The organism is Aeromonas sp. ASNIH7, assembly GCF_002903485.1.
GTDB lineage: Bacteria > Pseudomonadota > Gammaproteobacteria > Enterobacterales > Aeromonadaceae > Aeromonas > Aeromonas caviae.
The window spans coordinates 2,944,062-2,962,399 of the sequence record NZ_CP026226.1 but is presented as its reverse complement, the minus strand read 5'-3'; the positions used below and the strand labels follow the sequence as shown (position 1 = coordinate 2,962,399).

General features: G+C 60.8%; 12 protein-coding genes and 14 tRNA genes. 4 read left to right on the top strand and 22 right to left on the bottom strand.

Annotated elements, in window-relative coordinates:
- Positions 1–117 precede the first annotated feature (117 nt).
- Complete coding sequence (locus C2U47_RS13950; RefSeq protein WP_053288131.1) at positions 118–987, top strand: AraC family transcriptional regulator; 870 nt, start codon at positions 118–120, stop codon at positions 985–987.
- Between the two features lie 70 nt (positions 988–1,057).
- On the opposite strand, the gene msrB is transcribed toward C2U47_RS13950, so the two are convergent.
- The 4 genes from msrB to malQ all read right to left on the bottom strand — a co-directional run bounded on the left by msrB (position 1,058) and on the right by malQ (position 8,088).
- The gene (gene msrB / locus C2U47_RS13945) at positions 1,058–1,444 is read right to left on the bottom strand and encodes a peptide-methionine (R)-S-oxide reductase MsrB (protein WP_049635936.1); all 387 of its coding nucleotides are present in this window, start codon (positions 1,442–1,444) and stop codon (positions 1,058–1,060) included.
- A gap of 56 nt (positions 1,445–1,500) precedes the next feature.
- On the bottom strand, positions 1,501–3,639 hold the full coding sequence (gene glgX, locus C2U47_RS13940) for a glycogen debranching protein GlgX (protein ID WP_049635937.1): 2,139 nt from the start codon (positions 3,637–3,639) through the stop codon (positions 1,501–1,503).
- Positions 3,639–5,816, bottom strand: a complete 2,178-nt coding sequence (gene glgB, locus C2U47_RS13935) for a 1,4-alpha-glucan branching protein GlgB (RefSeq protein ID WP_049635938.1) — start codon at positions 5,814–5,816, stop codon at positions 3,639–3,641. Before glgB ends, glgX begins: the two co-directional genes overlap by 1 nt.
- Before the next feature lie 82 nt (positions 5,817–5,898).
- Positions 5,899–8,088 carry a 4-alpha-glucanotransferase gene (gene malQ / locus C2U47_RS13930; RefSeq protein ID WP_042883055.1) on the bottom strand — a complete coding sequence of 730 codons (2,190 nt, stop codon included), beginning with the start codon at positions 8,086–8,088 and terminating at the stop codon, positions 5,899–5,901.
- A gap of 346 nt (positions 8,089–8,434) precedes the next feature.
- Here malQ and gap point away from each other — a divergent pair, with 346 nt between their 5' ends.
- Both gap and C2U47_RS13920 read left to right on the top strand, forming a co-directional pair.
- Positions 8,435–9,430, top strand: coding sequence for a type I glyceraldehyde-3-phosphate dehydrogenase (gap, locus tag C2U47_RS13925; RefSeq protein ID WP_010672882.1), 996 nt, complete (start codon positions 8,435–8,437; stop codon positions 9,428–9,430).
- Positions 9,431–9,535: 105 nt separating this feature from the next.
- Positions 9,536–10,396 carry a D-hexose-6-phosphate mutarotase gene (locus C2U47_RS13920; protein ID WP_049635939.1) on the top strand — a complete coding sequence of 287 codons (861 nt, stop codon included), beginning with the start codon at positions 9,536–9,538 and terminating at the stop codon, positions 10,394–10,396.
- A 70-nt stretch (positions 10,397–10,466) separates the two neighbouring features.
- Here C2U47_RS13920 and nadA read toward each other — a convergent pair whose 3' ends face one another.
- Complete coding sequence (gene nadA, locus C2U47_RS13915; RefSeq protein WP_010672880.1) at positions 10,467–11,540, bottom strand: quinolinate synthase NadA; 1,074 nt, start codon at positions 11,538–11,540, stop codon at positions 10,467–10,469.
- Between the two features lie 142 nt (positions 11,541–11,682).
- Here nadA and C2U47_RS13910 point away from each other — a divergent pair, with 142 nt between their 5' ends.
- On the top strand, positions 11,683–13,788 hold the full coding sequence (locus tag C2U47_RS13910) for a methyl-accepting chemotaxis protein (RefSeq protein WP_049635940.1): 2,106 nt from the start codon (positions 11,683–11,685) through the stop codon (positions 13,786–13,788).
- 47 nt (positions 13,789–13,835) lie between these two features.
- On the opposite strand, the gene C2U47_RS13905 is transcribed toward C2U47_RS13910, so the two are convergent.
- The 17 genes from C2U47_RS13905 to tolB form a co-directional block, all read right to left on the bottom strand.
- Positions 13,836–13,911 (bottom strand) — tRNA-Val (locus tag C2U47_RS13905).
- Between the two features lie 19 nt (positions 13,912–13,930).
- Positions 13,931–14,006, bottom strand: a tRNA-Lys gene (locus tag C2U47_RS13900).
- A gap of 22 nt (positions 14,007–14,028) precedes the next feature.
- Positions 14,029–14,104: transfer RNA gene (locus C2U47_RS13895), tRNA-Val, on the bottom strand.
- A 19-nt stretch (positions 14,105–14,123) separates the two neighbouring features.
- Positions 14,124–14,199 (bottom strand) — tRNA-Lys (locus tag C2U47_RS13890).
- A gap of 21 nt (positions 14,200–14,220) precedes the next feature.
- Positions 14,221–14,296, bottom strand: a tRNA-Val gene (locus C2U47_RS13885).
- Between the two features lie 19 nt (positions 14,297–14,315).
- Positions 14,316–14,391, bottom strand: a tRNA-Lys gene (locus tag C2U47_RS13880).
- Positions 14,392–14,413: 22 nt separating this feature from the next.
- Positions 14,414–14,489, bottom strand: a tRNA-Val gene (locus C2U47_RS13875).
- A gap of 19 nt (positions 14,490–14,508) precedes the next feature.
- Positions 14,509–14,584: transfer RNA gene (locus C2U47_RS13870), tRNA-Lys, on the bottom strand.
- A gap of 22 nt (positions 14,585–14,606) precedes the next feature.
- Positions 14,607–14,682: transfer RNA gene (locus tag C2U47_RS13865), tRNA-Val, on the bottom strand.
- Between the two features lie 19 nt (positions 14,683–14,701).
- Positions 14,702–14,777 (bottom strand) — tRNA-Lys (locus C2U47_RS13860).
- A 48-nt stretch (positions 14,778–14,825) separates the two neighbouring features.
- A tRNA-Val gene (locus C2U47_RS13855) sits at positions 14,826–14,901 on the bottom strand.
- A 19-nt stretch (positions 14,902–14,920) separates the two neighbouring features.
- Positions 14,921–14,996: transfer RNA gene (locus tag C2U47_RS13850), tRNA-Lys, on the bottom strand.
- Between the two features lie 48 nt (positions 14,997–15,044).
- A tRNA-Val gene (locus C2U47_RS13845) sits at positions 15,045–15,119 on the bottom strand.
- A 32-nt stretch (positions 15,120–15,151) separates the two neighbouring features.
- Positions 15,152–15,227 (bottom strand) — tRNA-Lys (locus tag C2U47_RS13840).
- Positions 15,228–15,401: 174 nt separating this feature from the next.
- Positions 15,402–16,211: a tol-pal system protein YbgF gene (gene ybgF / locus C2U47_RS13835; RefSeq protein ID WP_042014605.1), complete on the bottom strand. Its 810-nt coding sequence runs from the start codon at positions 16,209–16,211 to the stop codon at positions 15,402–15,404.
- 157 nt (positions 16,212–16,368) lie between these two features.
- Positions 16,369–16,893 (bottom strand): peptidoglycan-associated lipoprotein Pal, encoded by a 525-nt coding sequence (gene pal / locus C2U47_RS13830; protein ID WP_010672877.1) that lies wholly within the window; start codon positions 16,891–16,893, stop codon positions 16,369–16,371.
- A 48-nt stretch (positions 16,894–16,941) separates the two neighbouring features.
- Positions 16,942–18,267, bottom strand: coding sequence for a Tol-Pal system beta propeller repeat protein TolB (gene tolB, locus C2U47_RS13825; protein ID WP_049635941.1), 1,326 nt, complete (start codon positions 18,265–18,267; stop codon positions 16,942–16,944).
- Positions 18,268–18,338 lie beyond the last annotated feature (71 nt).

Genomic DNA, 18,338 nt, shown 5'->3' with positions numbered 1-18,338 from the left:
CAGCGCCCGCCGGGCTGGCGGTCATGGCTCTTATCCCCGAGGGGAGGCAAAGAGAGCAAGATCCGTCAGGACAGCTCGGGCCCGTTGGCCGATAGTGGGCAGCACAGAGGAGAGACCATGGATCACAACCAGACAGAGGCCTACCGCCGACGCTTTCAAACGGTGACAGAGCACATCGAGCGCCATCTCGACGACGACCTGTCGCTGGAGCGGCTCAGCGCCGTGGCGCACTTTTCGCCCTTTCACTTTCATCGGCAATTTGCCGCTTACTGCGGCGTGCCGCTGGGGCGTTACATCCAGCTGCTGCGGCTGAAGCGGGCCTCTTACCGGTTGGCATTCGCGCCTCTGGACAAGGTGACTGATATCGCCCTCGATGCCGGCTTCCAGCATGGCGAATCTTTCAGTCGCGCCTTCAAGCAGACGTTCGGCCTGACGCCCAGCCAGTTCAGGCAGCACCCGGACTGGGCCAGCTGGCATCGCTGCCTGCCACGGCCCCCCACAAAGAGGATTGACCCCATGCGAGTCGACATCATCCAGTTCCCGCAGACCGCCGTCGCCGCCCTGACCCATCAGGGCCTGCCCGAGCGCATCAACGACACCGCGGCGCGCTTCATCCAGTGGCGCAAGGCCACGGGCGACTCCCCGGTCGCCACCAGCCGGACCTATGGCCTGGCGCCGGACGACCCCGCCACGACGGAGGGTGCGGCGTTTCGCTTTACCCTCTGTGGCAGCGTCGAGGCCCCCGTCGCCGAGGACAATGAGTGGGGCGTGAAGAATGCCCTCATCCCGGCCGGGCGCTGCGCCGTGGTACGCCACCACGGCTCCCACGACCTCCTGGCCGACTGTGCCCGGGCGCTCTACCGCGACTGGCTGCCCGCCAGCGGCGAAGAGCTGCGGGATTTTCCACTCTTCTTCCACTACCACAACTTTGTACACGAGGTGCCCACCCATGAGCTGGTCACCGACATCTACCTGCCGCTGGCATAGCCCGGCACCTGACAGGGGGAGATAAAAAAGCGGCGCCTCCGAAGGGAGGCGCCGCTGGTCGTGTCGGGGATCAGGCGTCGGGCTCGAAATCCAGGCTCAGGCTGTTGACGCAGTAGCGCTGGCCGGTCTCGGTCGGCCCGTCGGGAAAGACGTGGCCGAGGTGGGAGCCGCACTGGCTGCAGGTGATCTCCACCCGCTTCATGCCGTGGCTGTTGTCCTCGGTGTAGGTCACCGTCCCCTCGATGGCCCGGTCGAACGAGGGCCAGCCGCAGCCCGCGTCGAACTTGGCTGCTGAGTGGAACAGCACCTGCTTGCAGCAGACGCAGTGGTAATCGCCGCTCTTGCGGTTGTGCAGCAGGGCACCGCTGTAGGGACGCTCGGTCCCTTTCTCCCAGCAGATGTGGAACTGCTCTGCACTCAGCTTGTCGCGCCACTGTTCAGGGTTGTTACTGCTCATTCCGGCTCCTCACCACTGATAACGGTGCCCAGCATACCCAGTCAGGGCGCCTGGCTCTACCCCGCCAGCGGGAACTGTGATCCCGTTGGCAACACGGCGACAACATCCGCTGCCACCACCCCTTCGCTCGCCAGCACCGCCGCCGGCAGGGCGACCCGCTCCAGCAGCTTGAGGGAGTGGGCACGCCCCACCGCCACCTGCCGCTTGATGTCGTCCGGCAGGAAGGGCAGGCCGTCGTTGGTGGCGGTGTCGATGGTCTGGATCCACTCCATGCCCTCCCCCGGCGGCGGCAGGCGGAACTGGATGTCATAGTCGCTGGCGTTGAACAGCACGTACCAGCGCTCCCCGGAGCAGCCAATCATGCCGATGTCCATGGCAAACGCCTGCCCCATGGGGGCGTGCCAGTCCTGATCGGTGAGCTGATGGCCGTCCGGGTGATACCAGTTCACCTGGTGACAGCTGGTCGCCTTGCCGTTCCAGCCGTCGTCGCTCAGTTGCAGGTTGGAGAAGACCCCGGACTCCGCCCGCAGCGCCATCATCTGGCGGGTGAAGGCGAGCAGCCGCTCGTCCTCCGGGCGCAGTTGCCAGTTCACCCAGCTTATCTGGTTGTCCTGACAGTAGGCGTTGTTGTTGCCGAGCTGGCTGCGGCCCATCTCGTCCCCGGCCAGAAAGTGGGGCGTCCCCTGTGACAGCAGCAGGGTGGCGATGAGGTTGCGCTTCTGCTGCTGGCGCAGGTTGTTGATGCGCGGGTCCAGGGTCGGCCCCTCCACCCCGTGGTTGCTGGAGAGGTTGTTGCCGTGGCCGTCCCGGTTGTCCTCGCCGTTGGCCTGGTTGTGGCGCTGGTTGTAGGAGACCAGGTCCTCGAGGGTGAAGCCGTCGTGATAGCAGAGGTAGTTGACGCTGGTGTGGGGGGAGCGCCAGTTCTTCGGGAAGAGATCCCGCGAGCCCACCAGACGGGTGGCAAAATCCCCCATCTTGCCCGCATCCCCGCGCCAGAAGGCGCGCACCGTGTCGCGGTAACGATCGTTGATCTCCAGCCACTGGCTCGGAAACTGGCCGAGACGATAGCCGAAGGGGCCGATGTCCCAGGGTTCGGCGATGAGCCTGACCCGCGCCAGCACGGGATCCGCCATCATGGCCTTGAAGAAGGCGCTCATGGGATCGAACTCCCCCGCTTCCCGCGCCAGGGTGACCGCCAGATCGAAGCGGAAACCGTCCACCTGCATCTCGGTGACCCAGTAGCGCAGGGCATCGAGCACCAGCCGCAGGGTGTTGGGGTGATCCAGATTGACGCTGTTGCCGCAGCCGGTGACGTTGGCGTGGCGATGGTAATCCAGACCGTGGGCACCCGACTCGAAGGCGTAGTAGCCCGCGTTGTCAAACCCCTTGAGGGAGAGCATGGGGCCGTCGAAGCCCGACTCCGCGGTGTGGTTGTAGACCACATCCAGGATCACCTCGAGTCCCGCCCGGTGCAGCTCGCGCACCATGGTCTTGAACTCGGTCACCGCATCCTTCGCCCCGTAGCGCGGTTCGGGCGCGAAGAAGGCGATGGGGTTGTAGCCCCAGTAGTTGGTGAGCCCCAGCTGCTCGAGCCTGGGCTCGGACATGAAGGCCGCCACCGGCATCAGCTGGACCGAGGTCACCCCCAGCCCCTGCAGATGCTCGATCATCAGCGGGTGGCTGATGCCCAGATAGGTGCCCTGCAACGCCTTGGGGATGCCGGGGTGCTGGCGGGTGAACCCTTTGACGTGGGTCTCGTAGAGCACGACCCGCTCCGGCGGGATGCCGGGCTTGCCGACCCCCTGCCAGTCGAAGGCATCGTCCACCACCACCGACTTGCCCACCATGGCCGCGCTGTCCCCCTCGTAGAGGGCGTCGTCCCAGTAGGTAGGACGGCTGAGCGCCCGGGCATAGGGGTCTATCAGCAGCTTGTCCGGGTCGAACAGCAACCCCTCCTGGGGAGAGCCATGCACCCGGTAGCCATAGCGCTGACCAGCCTTGACCCCGCGCACGTGGCCGAACCAGTACTGGCCGCGCCGACCGGGCAAGGGGAGACGCGCCAGCTCCTGCTCCTCGTCGTCGAACAGGCAGAGCTCCACCTTGTCCGATTGGGGAGCCCAGACACAGAAGTGGCAGCCCGTCTCGTCCAGACGGGCGCCAAGCGGGTGATCTACCCCGTTTTCCATTTCAAACATCAGGACTCCTGTTTGATGAACAAGGTCGCGAGCGGCGGCAAGTCCAGCACCAGGCTGTGTGCCATCCCCTGCCAGGGGGTCGCCTCGGCGACGAAGACCAGACCCACATCATAGTTGCTGCCCCAGTAATGCTCGCTGTCGGTGTTGAGCACCACCCGATAGCGACCGGCAGCCGGCACCCCGAGACGGTAACCGATGCGCGGCACCGGGGTGAAGTTGCAGGCCACCACCAGCGGATGGGCCCCCAGCTTGTCGGCCCGCAGCCAGGCGAAGATGCTGTTGTCCGCGTCCTGGTGATCCAGCCAGCGGAAACCGGCCTGTTCATAATCCGCCTGATACAAGGCAGGTTCATGACGATAGAGGTGGTTGAGATCCCGGATCAGCCGCTGCTGGCCGCCGTGCCTGGGGTACTGCAACAGGTGCCAGGGCAGCTGGGCATCATGATTCCACTCGTTGCTCTGGGCGATCTCGGTGCCCATGAAGTTGAGCTTCTTGCCGGGGTGGGCATACATGAAGCCCATGTAGGCGCGCAGGTTGGCGGCCTGCTGCCATTCGTCCCCCGGCATCTTGTAGAGCAGGGAGTGCTTGCCGTGGACCACCTCGTCGTGGGAGAGGGACAGAATGAAGTTCTCGTCATAGTGGTACACCATGGAGAAGGTCATGTCGTTGTGGTGGTAGCGACGGTGAATGGGCTCTTTTTGCATGTAGCTGAGGGTGTCGTGCATCCAGCCCATATTCCACTTGAAGCCAAACCCCAGGCCACCGAGGAAGGTGGGACGGGAGACCCCGGCAAAGGCGGTGGACTCCTCGGCGATGGTCATGGCGTGGGGGTACTTGCCGTACACCTCCTCGTTGGTCCACTTCAAGAGGCTGATCGCCTCGTAGTTGTGGTTGCCGCCATCGACGTTGGGCACCCACTCACCGGCGTTGCGGGAGTAATCCAGATAGAGCATGGAGGCGACCGCATCTACCCGCAGGCCGTCGATGTGGAACTTGTCGAGCCAGAACAGGGCGCTGGCCACCAGGAACTGGCGCACGGTGTCGCGACCGAAGTCATAGATGTAGGAGTTCCAGTCCGGGTGCCAGCCACGGCGCGGATCCTCGTACTCGTAGAGCGGCGTGCCGTCGAAGCGGGCCAGGCCGTGGGCATCGGACGGGAAGTGGGCGGGCACCCAATCCAGAATCACGCCGATCCCCGCCTGGTGGCACTGATCCACGAAGTATTTGAAATCGTCGGCCGTGCCGTAGCGACTGGTGGGGGAGAACATGCCCACCGGCTGGTAGCCCCAGGAGCCGCTGAAGGGGTGCTCGGAGACCGGCAGCAGCTCGATGTGGGTGTACTCCATCTCCTTGATGTAATCCACCAGTTCCACCGCCAGCTCGCGCCAGCTCAGGCTGTCGCCGTTGGAGTGACGCTTCCAGGAACCCACGTGCAGCTCGTAGATGGAAAGGGGCTGCTCGCGCTTGTCATTGAGCTGACTCTCGCGCCAGGCGGCGTCCTGCCACTGGTACTGGCCATGGTCATAGACCACGGAGGCGAACGAGGGGTACTGCTCGCTGTAGAAGCCCACCGGGTCGCTCTTGTGGGGCAGGCGATTGCCCGCCGGGTCCTTCAGTTCGAACTTGTAGCGATCCCCGGCCTTGAGCCCCGGCACGAACAGCACCCAGTGGCCGCACTGGCTGCGCTGCATGGGGTGACGGCGGCCATCCCAGAAGTTGAAATCGCCGATGAGGCTCACCGCCGTGGCGCTCGGCGCATAGACCGCAAAACGGACCCCTTCCACCTGCTGGCCGAGGTGCGTCACGGTGCGCAACTGGGCGCCGAGGGTGTGGTAGAGGTTTTCCGGTTGCCAGGTGAGTTCCGCCAACCCTTCCCAGGCGGCAGCCTGGAACTGATAGGGGTCGATGATGTCGGCACTGGCGTCGGCGTAGGTCGCGATGAGCTGGTAGGGGAAGGGATTCTTGCGGCGGGTGAAAACAGTTTCAAAGAGGCCCGCTTCGTCAGCGGCGGTCAGGGTGGCAACTATCTTGCCTGACTTGAGATCCCTGACCCGGACCTCGAGTGCATCGGGCAACCAGGCGGTGAGTTTCAGGCCTGGCCCATCCGGATTGGCCAGCAGGCCTAGATGGGAGAAGGGATCGGCACAGCGGGCGGCAACCAAACGTTCAACGGGCATCGACATTTCCTTTGATGGCTGAACATCCGCTTCGGCCGAAGCCGAAGCGGATGAAAGTGAGTCACATGTTGGCGTTCAAGGCTCAACGGCTGGCCTCGTCACGGGCCCGGCTCATCTTGCCCGCCAGATTCTTGAGCGCCTCGTCGGCGAAGATATCCTCCAGATCCCGGGAGAGCTTGCGACGCCAGTTGGGGTACTCGTAGCTGGTACCCGGCACGTTGACCGGCTTGTCCATCTCCAGCCAGTCTTCGAGCTGGGTGCTGAACAGGGCACAGCTGCCGCGGGACATGTGCAGTTGCAGACCGTGGTTGAGCTCGGTATTCATGCCGACCCAGTTCACGTCTTGACTGATATTGCCAGAGATGACCCCATGAGCATGCAGGCTGTCAAGGATCCGCTGCTTGGCCTGGTGGCGATCAGCATACAGGGTCTTGAGTACGTCTTCATCCGGGTACAGGCCCAGTTCGCGTCCCAGCGCCAGATCGTCGCAGTGCCAGAAGCCTTTGAGGGTCGGCATGTCGTGGGTGGTCAGGGCGGACATCGCCTGCTCGGCGTAGTGCGCCGGGGAGATGAAGCCACCATCGTCCTTGGAGCGCTCGAAGAAGAACACCTTGTAGGAGTGGACGCCGTTCTCTTTCAGGGTCACGTCGATCCCCTCCGGCACGGTCCCCAGATCCTCGCCGATCAGCAAGCACTGGTTGCGATGAGACTCAAGGGCCAGGATCCCCAGCAGATCGTTCACCGGATAATAGATGTAGGCCCCCTTGGCGGCGGACTCTCCGGGCGGCACCCACCACAGGCGCAGCAAGGCCATCACGTGGTCGATGCGCAGGGCGCCGCAGGAGCGCATGTTGGCACGGAACAGATCCACCATGGGCTGGTAGGCGGCCTCGAACAGCTGGTTCGGGTTCATGGGGGGCAGGCCCCAGTTCTGGCCGAGGGGGCCGAGAATGTCGGGCGGTGCACCGACCGAGGCTTTCGGGCAGTAGAGGTCCCGGTTTGCCCAGATCTCGGTGGAGCCTTCGGAGACGCCGACCGCCAGATCCCGGTAGATCCCCATCACCATGCCGGCGGCCTTGGCGCGGGCATCGGCCCGGGCCAGCTGCTCGTCAGCCAGGAACTGCAGATAGAGATAGAAGGCCACATCCTGCTGGTGCTCGGCCATCCAGGCCGCCACTTCGGGGTTGTGGTAATCGCGCAGCGCCTCGGGCCAGACCGGCCAGCCCCAGGCATTCTCGCCTTTGGCATAGAAGTGGGCCTGCAGGGCGTCAAACGCTGCCTGCTGTTGCAGGCTGTCACCGCCTGCAGCCACAAAGGCATCGAACGCAGCCTGACGCTCGGCGCTGAAGCTGGCCTGGTCGAACACCTGGCGCAGCATCCCGATCTTGGTCTGGATGACGCCGGTGTAATCCACATTGTCCTTGACCCGCAGGGAGGTGAGGTGCTGCTGGAAGGCCGGGCTCGCCACTTCCGCTTTCAGGCGATCGTTGCCCAGGAATTCGGGCACCGCTTCCACATCGATATAGGCGACGTTGAGCCAGCGACGGGAAGAGGGGCTGTAAGGGCTGGCACTCTCCGGGTTCGCCGGATAGAGGGCATGAATGGGGTTGAGACCGACGAAGTGGGCTCCCCAGGCGGCGGCATTCTCAACCAGCTGGCCGAGATCGCTGAAATCGCCGATGCCCCAGTTGTGGCGGCTGCGCAGGCAGTAGAGCTGGACGCTCGGGCCCCACACCTTGCGACCATTGGCGATGGGTGCCTGCTTGTAGCAGGACTTGGGGGCGACGATGAGACGCATGGTGGCCAGCGGCTCGTCATTGCCCTCTTCCAGCAGGATGAGCTGGTGATAACCCAGCGCAGGCTGCACATCCAGGGTGACGCGATAGGCCTGACACTCCATCTCCTCGAACTCGGCCACCCCGACCAGCTCACCCTCGATGGGGGTGAGTTGACCGGACAGCACTGCACCCTGCTCCTGCTGGAGCTGCCAGGTGAGGGCATCGTTGACAAATTCGATGGGGAGGCGAACCTCAAGAGTAACGGCGTCGCCGCTGCGTACCACCATCACGGGATCCAGCGCGCGCAGCCAATGCTGGCGGTGCTCCTGCTCAAGCTGTTCGGACAGGGCGGCCTCGTCATCGACGCGGTAGCCCATGGCGCCCAGCATGGCGGCCTTGCTCTCTTCCGATACCAGGGCCGGCTGGCCCCAGGCATCAACATACTCACTGGCAATGCCTTTGGCGGCAGCCAGCTGTTCAATCAGGGTGGTCATAGTTTGAGAATTCCCGCTGTGGATTCTGTCTACGCTATTTTGTGATTAATTTTTATGGTTGGTACTTGAACAGTGGCTCTTTGGCCATGCTAAACCGCGCACATTTTTACATATCTCCCCGGCTGGATGTGTGACCGGGCAGGCACTATTGTTGTTCTCTGCCACCGACTTTGCTGATGATGCATTCAACAAAAGTTGGTAGCCAGTTACATAAACCGAAAATAAATTTCACAGTTTTTCATGATATAGCGCAATTTCGCGCAGATTGTTGGTTGACTCGCGAGGGAGTTCTAGTAAATTTACAAACGGAATTTTCTTTGACTACTGAACAGTTAGGTAACCAATTATGACTATCAAAGTAGGTATTAACGGTTTTGGCCGTATCGGTCGTTTCGTTTTCCGTCTGGCCGCTGAGCGTGCTGACATCGAAGTGGTTGGTATCAACGACCTGATCGACGTTGACTACATGGCTTACATGCTGAAGTACGACTCCACTCACGGTCGCTTCAAGGGCACTGTTGAAGTCAAAGACGGCAACCTGATCGTCAACGGCAAAACCGTACGTGTTACCGCTGAACGTGACCCGGCCAACCTGAAATGGGGCGAAATCGGTGTTGACGTTGTTGCCGAAGCAACCGGTCTGTTCCTGACCGACGAAACCGCTCGCAAGCACATCGCTGCCGGTGCCAAGAAAGTCGTACTGACCGGTCCGTCCAAAGACGCTACCCCGATGTTCGTCATGGGCGTCAACCAGGATTCCTACGCTGGCCAGGACATCGTTTCCAACGCTTCCTGCACCACCAACTGCCTGGCCCCCATCGCCAAGGTTCTGAACGATACCTTCGGTATCGAATCCGGCCTGATGACCACCGTTCACGCTACCACTGCTACCCAGAAGACCGTTGATGGTCCGTCTGCCAAAGACTGGCGCGGTGGCCGCGGTGCGGCTCAGAACATCATCCCGTCCTCTACCGGTGCTGCCAAGGCTGTTGGCGTGGTCATCCCGGAACTGAACGGCAAGCTGACCGGCATGGCCTTCCGCGTTCCGACTCCGGACGTGTCCGTTGTTGACCTGACCGTCAACCTGAAGAAAGAAGCGTCCTACGCTGAAATCTGCCAGGCCATGAAGGCTGCCTCCGAAGGCGCCATGAAGGGCGTGCTGGGCTACACCGAAGACGAAGTGGTTTCCACCGACTTCCTGGGTGAGCGTCAGACTTCCGTGTTCGATGCCAAGGCTGGTATCCAGCTGAACAAGACCTTCGTGAAAGTCGTCTCCTGGTACGACAACGAAATGGGCTACTCCAGCAAGGTTCTGGACCTGATCGCTCACATCTCCAAGTAATTTGGGATGCGCAATCGCGTAGCTTGAAAAAAGGCGGCCAATGGCCGCCTTTTTGTATTCTGAATCACGGACCCTTTCTGAATGTCCCCGAGCACTGGAGCCTTTATGACACCGACACGTACGCTGACTGCCCACTGCACCCTGAGCCAGGATGGCCTGCCCCTGCTGACCATAGACAATGAGCACGCCAGGGCCGAGATAAGCCTGTTTGGCGCCCATGTGCTGCGTTACCAACGCCATGGTGAGCCGGCCTCTCTCTGGCTCAGCGACAAGGCGATACTGGATGGCAGCAAGCCCATTCGCGGCGGCATTCCCCTCTGCTGGCCCTGGTTCGGCCCCTCCCCCGCTCGCGTTGGCAGCGGCAAGCCGGCTCATGGCTTCGCACGCAACTGCCTGTGGACGCTGGATGGGGTCTCCGATCACGGGGATGGCACACTCGTCCACCTCTCCCTGCGTGACAACGATGCCAGCAGGACACTCTGGCCCCATGCCTTCGAGCTGGAGCTGGACGTACTGGTCGGCAAGGAGCTTTCCCTGGTGCTGACCACCCGCAACACCGGCAAGTCAGCGCTCACCTACAATGCCGCCCTGCACACCTACCTGCAGATCAGTGCGCCGGAAGCGGTGACCGTGACCGGCCTCGGCGAACCCTATCTGGACAAGCTGACCGGCCGAAACGAACTGCAACAGGGAGCGCTGACCGTCACCGCAGCCATGGATCGCATCTACCGCCAGCCCGATGCCATGGTCAGCGTGCAGGATGGTGAGCGCACCACCCGGGTGGTCAACGGCAACCACGACAGCGTGGTGGTCTGGACCCCCTGGCAGGAAGGGGCCAGCGCCATGGCCGACATGAGTGACAACGGTTATCGCACCATGCTCTGTGTCGAGGCGGCCATCACCGCCGAGGACGGGATCACCGTCCAGCCCGACGAGGAGCACAGCTTCTCCACCGTCATCATCTGACGATACAGATGACGGACAAATAAAGAGGGCTCCCGCAGGAGCCCTCTTTGCATCTTGCCATCAGAGTCAGTCAGGCGTTGCCCTGGGTCTTGAGCTTGAGCTCCGCGGCGAAATCCAGCATGCGGTCGAGCGGGACAAGCGCTTTGAGACGCAGTGCCTCATCCACATGGATCTCGTGACGCTCGGCACCGTCGGTCAGGGCCTCCTTGATGGCCACCAGGCCGTTCATCGCCATCCAGGGGCAGTGGGCGCAGCTACGGCAGGTGGCACCATCACCGCCGGTGGGCGCCTCCACCATCTCTTTCTCCGGGCAGGCCTGCTGCATCTTGTAGAAGATGCCGCGATCGGTCGCCACGATCAGTTTCTGCTGGGGCAGCTCTTTGGCGGCCTTGATGAGCTGGCTGGTGGAACCCACCGCATCCGCCAGCTCGATGACGGAGGCCGGGGACTCCGGGTGCACCAGCACGGCGGCATCCGGGTTCTGGGCCTTGAGCTCGCGCAGCGCCTTGGCCTTGAACTCGTCGTGCACGATGCAGTGACCCTGCCAGCGCAGCATCTCGGCCCCTGTCTTCTTCTCGATATAGGCGCCGAGGTGGCGGTCTGGGCCCCAGATGATCTTGTGACCCTGACTGTCCAGATGTTCGACGATCTCCAGTGCAATACTGGAGGTGACCACCCAGTCGGCCCGTGCTTTCACCGCTGCCGAGGTATTGGCATAGACCACCACGATGTGATCGGGGTGCGCATCGCAGAAGGCGGAGAACTGGTCGATGGGACAACCCAGATCAAGAGAGCACTCGGCCTCCAGCGTCGGCATCAGCACCCGCTTGTGGGGGCTCAGGATCTTGGAGGTCTCTCCCATGAAGCGCACACCGGCCACGATCAGGGTCTGGGCTGCATGGTCGCGACCGAAGCGGGCCATCTCCAGGGAGTCACCCACGAAGCCACCGGTGGCTTCTGCCAGGGCCTGGATCTCGGGATCCGTGTAGTAATGGGCAACCAGCACGGCCTGGCGCGCCTGCAGCAGCACCTTGATCTCGGCGATCAGGGTCGCCTTCTGCTCGGGAGTCAGGGGCTGTGGTTTGGCCGGGAAGGGGTAGTCCATCTCGACTACCGGCGGAATACTGCTCAGTGCATTGCTCATTGCGACTGTTCCATCAACGCTCGGGAAGGCCAAAATTATAACCAGAAGCCGTGCACAAACCCATCAACAAATCCAGTACAGTACAACTGTCAGGACCCGCTCCGACCATATCGTTGTCATTCTTGCCAAAAGGAGTTGTCGAATGAAACAACGTTCGCTCAAGACCAAGTTGTTGTTGCTCACGCTGGGACTTTTTCTCGCCAGTGGCGTCGCCATGACATGGATACAGTCCTCCTCGCTGAACGGCCTGCGCGATGACATCATGGCGCAGACCCGTGGCGCCCTGGAGCAGGAGGTTTCCCGTTCCCTGCAATTCCAGGCAGAGCGGTATGCCGTGCAGATCGAAGACCAGTTGCAGCAGGCCTATCAGATACCGCTCGGCATGGCGGCGCAGCTTGAAGGAAGCATGGCCCAGCCGGACCAGCGGCTGAGTCGCCCGCAAGTGGAGCTTCTGCTTGGCAGCCGCCTGCGCCAGGCAAACGGGATCAGCTCCATCTACGCCCAGTTCGAACCCAACGGTTACGACGAACAGGACGCCGACTGGCAGACGGGCGCCAGCCATTCGGTTGCCGGCAAGGGCAGTCTCGAGGTCTACTTCACCCGGGAACAGAACGGAAACATCGCGCAGCAGACCATAGATGCCGCCACCAGTGACGCCAAGTTCGACACCTCGCGCAATGAATTCGGCATTCGCAACAGCGAGTGGTATCTCTGCGGTCGCGAGACTCGTCGCCCCTGCCTGATGGAACCCTACCTCTACGAGATAAGCCCTGGCCAGAAGATGCTGATGACCAGCCTGACGGTGCCCGTCCTCAAGGATGGCAAGTTTGCCGGGATCACCGGGGTCGACATGAACCTGCCCATCTTCCAGCAACTGGCCGAGCACCTTGGCAAGAGCCTCTATGACAACCAGGCCGAGGTCACCCTGGTCAGCAAGGCGGGCTTCATCGTCGGCAGCAACCGCCATTCGGACAAACTGGGGCGCCCCCTGACAGAGGCCGGACTGGTTGCCCCGAATGGACACCCCGCCGATACCGACAGCGATTTCATCTTGCAGCAGCCCATACGGATCGAGGCTGCCGACAACCAGTGGTGGCTGATGATCAAGGTGCCCAAGGCCCTCGCCCTCAGCCAGGCCAACACCATCAGCCAGCAGCTCGGCAGCCTGTTGCAGGCTACCCAGCAGCAGCAGCTGGTTGCCATCGTTGTCATCACCCTGGTGGCCCTGGGCCTGCTTGTCTGGTTCATCCAGACCATCACGGCGCCCCTCTCCCTCATCAGCCGCCACGTCTCCCACCTCGCCAGCAATGAGGGCGACCTGACCCAGCAGATGCGTATCGACACCCACCAGGAGCTCATCGAGCTGGGCAGGCATCTCAATGCCTTCCTCGGCAAGCTGAGGGCCATGGTGCAGGGCAGCAAGCAGATTGGGCAACAGGTGCATCAGCAGGCCAGGGGCATGAAGCAGACGGCCGATGCCATGCGCAGCAGCCTGGATGATCAGAGCCTGGAGCTGGAGAGCGTGGTCAGCGCCATGCACGAGATGAGCACCACGGCAGTCAGCGTGGCGGGCTATGCGGAACAGGCGGCGCAGGAGTCGGAAGCGGCGACCCACCATGTCAGCACGGCCCAGCAGACCTTGAGCAGGGCCCGCAACGAGATCCATACCCTGGTCGAGGACATGCATCAGGCCGACAAGGCGGTCGCCCAGGTCGCCCAGCGCAGCACCAATATCAGCCACATCCTCGATGTGATCCGGGCCATTGCCGAACAGACCAATCTGCTGGCCCTCAACGCAGCCATCGAGGCGGCGCGGGCCGGCGACATGGGCAGGGGTTTTGCCGTCGTGGCGGACGAGGTGAGGGCGCTGGCCAACAAGACCCGCTCATCCACCGACGAGATAGGGCAGCTCATCGGCAGCCTGCAAACCGAGGTCACCAGCAGCCAGCAGTTGATGAGCACGGGGATCGCCCGCTCGGTGAGCACGGTTGAAGGCACGGAGCAGGCCTTCGAGGCACTCAATCAGGTGGTCACCCAGATCCAGCAGATCCATGATCACATCAGCCAGGTGGCGACCGCCGCCGAGCAGCAGAGTGCCGTGAGCGACACCATCAACCAGAACCTGATGCGCATCGGTGACGCCGCCACCACCCTGGGACAAGAGGCCAATGCCAGCCAGCGCCTGAGCGAGGCACTGGAACAGGCGGCCACCACCCTGGCAAGCGAGCTGGATCGACTGCGAACCTGATGGGAGACGGAAACGAAAAAGCCCGCATCGCTGCGGGCTTTTCAATATGGTGGTCGTTACTGGGCTCGAACCAGTGACCCCCTCCTTGTAAGGGAGGTGCTCTCCCAGCTGAGCTAAACGACCTGGGATATGACTGAAATGATGGTGGGTCGTGCTGGATTCGAACCAGCGACCAATTGATTAAAAGTCAACTGCTCTACCGACTGAGCTAACGACCCATCGAAATCATTTTTTAAAGCATGGTGGTCGTTACTGGGCTCGAACCAGTGACCCCCTCCTTGTAAGGGAGGTGCTCTCCCAGCTGAGCTAAACGACCTGGGATATGACTGAAATGATGGTGGGTCGTGCTGGATTCGAACCAGCGACCAATTGATTAAAAGTCAACTGCTCTACCGACTGAGCTAACGACCCATCGAAATCATTTTTAAAGCATGGTGGTCGTTACTGGGCTCGAACCAGTGACCCCCTCCTTGTAAGGGAGGTGCTCTCCCAGCTGAGCTAAACGACCTGGGATATGACTGAAATGATGGTGGGTCGTGCTGGATTCGAACCAGCGACCAATTGATTAAAAGTCAACTGCTCTACCGACTGAGCTAACGACCCATCGAAATCATTTTTTAAAGCATGGTGGTCGTTACTGGGCTCGAACCAGTGACCCCCTCCTTGTAAGGGAGGTGCTCTCCCAGCTGAGCTAAACGACCTGGGACAAGACTGAAATGATGGTGGGTCGTGCTGGATTCGAACCAGCGACCAATTGATTAAAAGTCAACTGCTCTACCGACTGAGCTAACGACCCATCGAAATCATTTTTTAAAGCATGGTGGTCGTTACTGGGCTCGAACCAGTGACCCCCTCCTTGTAAGGGAGGTGCTCTCCCAGCTGAGCTAAACGACCTGGGATTCAATGTTCAGAGTGGTGGGTCGTGTAGGGTTCGAACCTACGACCAATTGATTAAGAGTCAACTGCTCTACCGACTGAGCTAACGACCCACATCCTGAACCTTTCACCAACCGCATGTGGCGGCCAGTGTTACAACATGGTGGTCGTTACTGGGCTCGAACCAGTGACCCCCTCCTTGTAAGGGAGGTGCTCTCCCAGCTGAGCTAAACGACCTGGGATTCAATGTTCAGAGTGGTGGGTCGTGTAGGGTTCGAACCTACGACCAATTGATTAAGAGTCAACTGCTCTACCGACTGAGCTAACGACCCACATCCTGAACCTTTCACCAACCGCATGTGGCGGCCAGCATTACAACATGGTGGTCGTTACTGGGCTCGAACCAGTGACCCCTCCTTGTAAGGGAGGTGCTCTCCCAGCTGAGCTAAACGACCTGGGAATATTGTCTTCACCTGCTGTGAAGAAATGGTGGGTCGTGCTGGATTCGAACCAGCGACCAATTGATTAAAAGTCAACTGCTCTACCGACTGAGCTAACGACCCTCACCACGACCAGCGCCGACTGCATTACTGCTCCGGCTCTGACGGCGGCCTATATTACGGATTTATCATCCTGGCGCAATAGAAAAATCTTAAATTAAATCTGATTGTTCACTGCGCATACAAAGCACGGCGGTATTTACAAGAGTGTTACGAAAACAGTGACATGCAGCAATGTCACAGCTTGGCCAGACTCTGTTTGGCCAGCTGGGCCGGCGAGGTGTTGGGGTAACCCTTGATCACCTGCTCATAGAAGGCCTTGGCCTCTGTTTTTTTGCCGTCAAGCTGGGCGAGCATGCCGAGTTTCAGCAGGGCATCGGCCCGCTTGGGTGACTTGCTGTATTTGTTCGCCACCGTGGAGAACTGGCTCGCGGCCCCCGCCCTGTCGCCCTTGTTGAACATCAGCTGGCCAAGCCAGTAGTGGGCATTGGGAACATAGCTGGAGTTCGGGAACTGCTTGATGAACCCTTCGAAGGCAGGAATGGCCTTGTCGTAGTTCTTCTCCTTGAGCACCATGTTCACGGCCGCGTCGTAGGCCTGGTTCTCATCCTGGTTGGTGGAGTAGTTGGCTGCCGCGGCAGGAGGCGTTGCAGCACCTGCAGCAGGTGTTGCGGGCGCGGCGGCAGGCTGGCTGTTGGCCACCTTGTCGAGCTCTTGGTAGAGTTGGCGCTGGCGCTCCTGGGACTGCTCCATCTGGTAGGTCTGCTGTTCCAGCTGACCACGCAGCTCGGAGACCTCCCCTTGCAGGGAGTCGACCTGTTGCTGCAGTTCGGCCTGCAGACGCAGACGGGCGTTGAGGGTACGCTCCAGCAGAGCAACCCGGTCTTCCAGGCTGCCGGTCGGTACGATGGCACCATTGTTGCCGCTCAGCACCACGCCGCTGCTGCCAGAATCCCCGCTCAGATCGCTCACGGGTGCCGCCGCTTGCGCATTCAAAGCAACCAACACGGCCAGCGCAACACCAGCTTGCTTGTACACAGATTTCATTCGGATCAAACCTTAGCGTTTAGTGCAAATAAAACGGCCAGCGCATAGTCGCTCGCTGATACAGATTTCATTCGGATCAAACCTTGACGTTTAGTGCAAATAAAACGGCCATCGAAATGGCCGCTTGCATATAAACGAACTTCGTTCGACTCAAACCTTAGTAAACCAGGACCGCACGGCGGTTCTTGGCAAAGGCTTCCTCGGTGTGGGACAGATCCAGCGGCTTCTCTTCGCCATAGCTGACGATGGAGAGCTGCTCGGCCTGCACACCCAGGGTTTGCAGATACTTGGCAACAGCCTTGGCACGACGCTCACCCAGCGCGATGTTGTATTCCGGCGTACCGCGCTCGTCGGCGTGGCCTTCGATCAGTACCTTGACGCTCGGACGTTCACGCAGGTAGCTGGCGTGGGCATCCAGCAGGTCGGCGTACTGACCCTGAATGTCGTAACCATCGTACGGGAAGTAGATCACGTTGTCGCGTTGCAGCGCTTCGAACTTCTGACGCATCTGCTCTTCCGGGGACAACATGCCGTTGGCGCCGCCGGTTTGTACACCGCCCATGCCGTCGGTCATGCCGGACTCGGCGCCAGCGGCGTCGGAGTCGGAAGAGGAGCTACAGGCAGCCAGGGTGAACAGTGGCAGTGCGATGGCCAGACCCTTGAGCAGTTTATTGAGTTGCATGCTATTTCCTTAAACCTTTATAACAAAACAAAAAACAATCGATTTTTATCAATTCAAGAAGGGCGACCAAGCTGGTGCACGAATTTCACCGCTACTGGTCGGAAGCACTGCCTTGAAGCGACCGTCGGTCGACACCAATGCAAGACTCTTACGACCCTGATAGATGGTGGCATAAATGATCATGCTGCCATTGGGAGCCACACTTGGCGATTCATCCAGAGCACTCTGGGTCAGTACCAGCATGGCTCCATTTTCCATATCCTGGCGAGCGATGCGATATTGTCCCTGAACCCGGGTCACCATCACCATGGACTTGCCGTCCGGTGTGATGGATGCCCCCTGGTTGGAATCCCCTTCCCAGGTCATCCGGCGAGTCATGCCAGTCGCCAAATTTACGCTATAAATCTGGGGTTTGCCACCACGTTCAGAGGTGAACAGCAAAGTTTGACCGTCCGGCATCCAGGAGGGTTCGGTGTCGATGGTGCGGTTATTTGTGACTCGAGTGAGTTGCTTGCTAGCAACATCAACGACATAGATGTCAGGCTGCCCATCTTTGGACAGAACAATAGCCAAACGACGACCATCCGGAGACCACTCCGGCGCACCGTTGATGCCACGGAAGCTGGTGATCAGACTGCGCTGCTGGGTGTAGATGTCCTGCACATAGATCTCGGACTTCTGGTTCTCGAAGCTCACGTAAGCCAGCTTGCTGCCATCCGGCGACCAGGCCGGGGACATCAGGGGTTCACGGGAGCGCAGCAGAGTCTTCTCGTTGTAGCCGTCGTAGTCGGAGATCCGCAGCTGATACGGGAACTGGGTGCCCTGCTGCACGGAGACATAGGCCAGACGAGTCAGGAAGGCACCACGCTCACCGGTCAGACGCTCGTAGACGATGTCGGAGATGCGGTGGGCAAACTGGCGCATCTGCGCACCCGGGATGGTCGCCATGCGGCTGTCCAGGATGTAACCGTTCGCCTCACCGCCCTGGGTCTTGGCCAGCTGGCCTTTCAGGACGTCGACCAGCTCGAAGTTGATCTTGTAGGTGCCATCACCCACGGCGGCGATGGAGCCGACCACCACGGCTTCGACTCCCTGGGAAGCCCAGGGTGCGAAGTTGATCTCGCCGCTGGAGCTCGGCGCCTGCGGCATCTGGCCACGGGCCAGCGGCTTGAACTTGCCGCTGCGCATCAGGTCGTTGGAGACCACTTCCGCGATATCCTGCGGCAACTGGCCATTGCCCTCCCACTTGAAGGGAGCGATGGCGATGGGACGTGCACTGTCGATACCGCCGGTGATGACGATATCCAAGGCCGCCTGAGCACTCTGGCCCAGCAACAAACAGCCAACCAAAGCAAAAAACACTTTTCTTATCATGGCTTAAACTCTCAGTTCCAATTTGAGACTCAGTTCTCTGATCAACAACCTTTGCCAATCAAAGCAGAAAC